The sequence below is a fragment of the Kitasatospora nipponensis genome, assembly GCF_039528135.1.
Taxonomy (GTDB): domain Bacteria; phylum Actinomycetota; class Actinomycetes; order Streptomycetales; family Streptomycetaceae; genus Kitasatospora; species Kitasatospora nipponensis.
Genome location: NZ_BAAALF010000351.1, coordinates 1 through 3,871 on the forward strand (window position 1 = coordinate 1; position 3,871 = coordinate 3,871).

General features: G+C 77.9%; 3 protein-coding genes. 1 reads left to right on the forward strand and 2 read right to left on the reverse strand.

Annotated elements, in window-relative coordinates; all coding sequences use genetic code 11:
- Both ABD323_RS39920 and ABD323_RS39925 read right to left on the reverse strand, forming a co-directional pair.
- On the reverse strand, positions 1-1,916 hold a 1,916-nt coding region (locus tag ABD323_RS39920), incomplete at its 3' end, for an amylo-alpha-1,6-glucosidase (RefSeq protein ID WP_344447017.1).
- 378 nt (positions 1,917-2,294) lie between these two features.
- Positions 2,295-2,450, reverse strand: a complete 156-nt coding sequence (locus tag ABD323_RS39925) for a hypothetical protein (protein WP_344447018.1) — start codon at positions 2,448-2,450, stop codon at positions 2,295-2,297.
- On the opposite strand from ABD323_RS39925, the gene ABD323_RS39930 reads away from it, so the two are divergent.
- Positions 2,449-3,762 carry an alpha/beta fold hydrolase gene (locus ABD323_RS39930; protein WP_344447019.1) on the forward strand — a complete coding sequence of 438 codons (1,314 nt, stop codon included), beginning with the start codon at positions 2,449-2,451 and terminating at the stop codon, positions 3,760-3,762. The two genes, ABD323_RS39925 and ABD323_RS39930, sit on opposite strands and share 2 nt — an antisense overlap.
- Positions 3,763-3,871 lie beyond the last annotated feature (109 nt).

Consider the following 3,871-nt stretch of genomic DNA (forward strand, 5'->3'; position numbering starts at 1 on the left):
CGCGAGCCGGCCGCCGCGCGGCAGGCCGCCGGGTGCGGTACGGGCGGGCAGTCGGGCAGCCGCTGCTCACCCGCGTACATCTCGGGCAGGCGCCCGGCGAACTGCACGGAAGCCGCCAGCAGACCCTCCAGCACGGCCCCCGCCTCGCGCTCGAAGCCCGCCTCGGCCAGCCCCGAGATCGCCATCGCCGTCTCCTGCACCCGGACGGCTCCGCTGCGGTGGCCCAGCGGGTTGAAGCGGGCGGACTTGGCGCTGAGGGTGCGCAGGCCCCAGCCGCAGTCCAGCTCCGGAGCGGCCAGCCGCTGGGCCACCAGGCGGGTCTGCTCGCGGTCCAGCAGGCCGGGCAGCGCGGCGCCCTCGGCGCCCAGGCCCAGGTCGAGCAGATGGACGAAGGAGGCGCTGACCGCGGGCAGCACCCGGCCGTCGGCGGTCAGCGCGGCGGCCGGCCGGCCCCCGGAGAGGTCGTCGATCCAGAACTCCTCGCGGAAGCGGGCACGCAGCCCGGCCGCCCACTCCCGCCAGTGGGCCGCACCGGGGCGCCCGAACGCCTCCAGCAGCTCGGCTCCGTGCAGGGCCGCCCGGTGCGCCTGGGCCTGGACCTCGCAGCGGGCCGCGGCGGGCGGCGCGGCCCGCTCGTCCGCGGGTCTGCCGAGGTCGGTGACGAAGCCCTCGACGGCGCCGGCGTCCACCGTCGCCCGGAGCGCGCCCAGCGCCCGCTCGGCGGCCGGCAGCAGGTCGGTGACCTCCGCGGCGGGCAGGCCCCAACGCCAGGCCTCGGCCAGGACGGTGACGAAGAGCAGGGTGGCCTCGGTGGCCGTGCAGGAGGGCGGGAGCTCGGGGCCGGCGTGCCGCAGTGCGCCGGGGACGATGCCTTCGCCGCGGCCACCGGCCGCCGCGCCCTGCTGGCGGCGTGCCAGCGCCCGCAGCGTCCCGGCAGCGAGCCTGGTGCCCAACGGGAGGGTCAGGCGCGCGGCCCACAGCGCGTCGGCGGGGGCCAGCCCGAAGCGCCACGGCGCCCCGGAGGCGGCGTAGAGGTCGGAGGGCCGGTCGGAGTCGGCGAGCAGGAGACTGCCGAGGGCGTCCAGTGACCGCTCGACCAGGGGCGCGGCGCGTGAGTCGTCACAGCGCACCCGCAGGTCGGACCAGGGCGCCGCTATGCCCGCCCCGCGGCCGATCGGCGGCCGGGCCGTGACGACCGGCGCGGGCTCCAGCTCCACCCGCAGCTCGACCGCCCAGCGGGCCCCGGGTTGCACCTCCAGGTCCCAGCGCAGGACCCCGGCGCCGGCCAGCACGGCGTGCGGCGAGGGACGGGCGGTGACGGTGGCGCTGTGGCCGCGGCTGGTCCAGCGCAGGCCGGCGGACTGCACCTGCCCGGGGATGTCCGCCGAGCGCTGGCCGGCCGCGATCTCCGCGAGGGATCCCAGGTCGGTGCCCAGGGCGATCTCCAGCGGGAGGCGGGCGGGCCGGCTCCCCGCGTTGCGCACGGTGATGCTCTCCACGCCGTCCGCGTGCCGCAGGCGCTCCACGGTCAGCGCCGGATCCGGATCGAGCTCCCCGGGCACCCGCACGGCGGCCACGAAGCGCGCCTGGGCCGTCGAGGAGAGCTCGCCCTGCAGGGCGAGCGGTTCGATGCCGCCCAGCCGCACCTCCATCCGGCTCACCACCCGCAGCCCGGAGCGGAAGAACCCGTGCAGGCCGTCGCCGCGCAGCTGGCCGTCGTGCCCCGAGGCCGCCATGGCCGGGGCGTTCACGCAGAGGACGTCGCCGTGCACGGTGGCCGGCAGCCGCCGGGCCTGCGCCGCCGGGCGTCCGGCGCCACCGGGCACCGGCTCGGGCCGCCCGGGCCCGGCGCCGGCTCGGGAGCCGCCGACCGTCTCGGCCGGCAGCGCGGTCTGTGCGGGCCTGGGGGCCGTCACCGGGTTCTCCTCCTGTCGGCCGGCAGGGTCGGCCCGCGGGCCGCGACTGCCGTGGATCGTCTCTGTCCGGCTCGCCCGCACGGTGCGCAGCGGGCTCCGCCGGGTCCCTCCTGGTCGAACTCCCCGAGTGCCGTCGACGGACTCGGGCCTGCTCCGCCCGCCGCGCGCTCCCCCGCGGACGGCGCCACCGTCCGTGGCGGACCCCGGGGCGCCCCCAGAGTGAACGCGGCGTACGGGCCTCAGGTCACGCCCCGACACCCGGCGGTCCCGGATCCGGTCCGCGCCCGGACCGGTCGCCGGCCCCCACCGGCGCCGGACACGGTCGCCCTGGCGCCTCGATCGCGTCGGGCGGGCGGCCCCGGCAGCACTCACTCGGCGTCAGGATACGGTGCCGGGGTGGCACGGCCCGCACCGGGAAGTCCACAGGTCGCCGCCGTCGGACACCCGCGGCCGGCCCGGGTGGGGCGCCCGCAGCGCACCGATGCCCAGCAGCGCGAGCACCGTTCGCACCGAGCGCAGACCGAGGAGTCTCATGTCCGTCGTGATCCGACAGCCCGGGGTCGTCCTGACCGACCACCTCTTCCAGGTGCCGCTGGACCACGCGGCACCGCAGGGCGAGCAGATCGAGGTCTACGCCCGCGAGGTGGTCGCGGCCGGCCAGGAACGCACCGAACTGCCCTGGCTCCTCTACCTCCAGGGCGGGCCCGGCGGGCGGGCCGGACGGCCGCTGGGGCGGGACAGCTGGCTGGACCGGGCGCTGGAGGAGTACCGGGTGCTGCTGCTGGACCAGCGCGGCACCGGCCGGTCGACCCCGGCGACCCGCCAGAGCCTGCCGCTGCGCGGCGGGGCCGCCGAGCAGGCCGCCTACCTCGCGCACTTCCGGGCCGACTCGATCGTCCGCGACGCGGAGCTGATCCGGCGCCAGCTGCTCGGCGACCAGGGCAGGTGGAGCCTGCTGGGCCAGAGCTTCGGCGGGTTCTGCACGCTGACCTACCTCTCGCTGGCGCCCGAGGGCCTGCGCGAGGCCCTGGTGACCGGCGGGCTGCCCGGGCTGCGCAGCAGCGCGGCCGACGTCTACCGCGCCGCGTACCCGCGGGTGGCGCGCAAGAACTCCGCGCACTACGACCGCTACCCGCAGGACGTCGAGGCGGTGCGGCGGATCGTGGAGCACCTGGCCACGGCGCCCGCCCGGCTGCCGGCCGGCGGGCTGCTGACCGTGGAGGCGTTCCAGGCCCTGGGCCTGCTGCTCGGCTCCGGCAACGGTTCGGACGTGCTGCACTACCTGCTGGAGGACGCCTGGATCCGTGGCGGCGCGGGGCTCGAGCTCTCCGACACCTTCCTCGGCGGCGTGGAGTCGAAGCTCTCCTTCGCCGACGGCCCGCTCTACGCCGTGCTGCACGAGTCCATCTACGGGCAGCGGTCGGTGGACCCCGGCGCGACCGGCTGGGCCGCCGAGCGGGTCCGCAAGGAGTTCGCGGACTTCGACGCCGCCCAGGCGCTCGCGGACGGGACCCCGGTGCGGTTCACCGGCGAGATGATCTACCCCTGGATGTTCGAGACCGACCCGGCGCTCCGCCCGCTGCGCCAGACCGCGGAGCTGCTCGCCCAGCACACGGAGTGGGCCGACCTCTACGCGCCGCAGGTACTGGCGGCGAACGAGGTGCCGGTGGCCGCCGCCGTCTACCACGACGACATGTACGTGGACACCGCCGACTCGCTGGCGACGGCCGACGCGGTGCGCGGGCTCCGGACCTGGGTGACCAACGAGTGGGAGCACGACGGGCTGCGGGTCAGCGGCGGGCAGGTGCTGGAACGCCTGATCCGGATGGCGCGCGGCCAGCTGTAGCAGCCGCCGGGGGCCCTCCGCGAGCCGCGGCAGGCACGGCAGGCGCAGGACGCCCGCGAGGCGGCGCAGCGCGCCACGGCCGGACGGCGGGCCGGGCGGTCGCCGGGCC

Excerpts from the sequence above, each read along its gene's own strand:
- ABD323_RS39930 (WP_344447019.1), top strand. The coding sequence starts at position 2,449 with ATGTCCGTCGTGATCCGACAGCCCGGGGTCGTCCTGACCGACCACCTC.
- ABD323_RS39925 (WP_344447018.1), bottom strand. The coding sequence starts at position 2,450 with ATGAGACTCCTCGGTCTGCGCTCGGTGCGAACGGTGCTCGCGCTGCTG.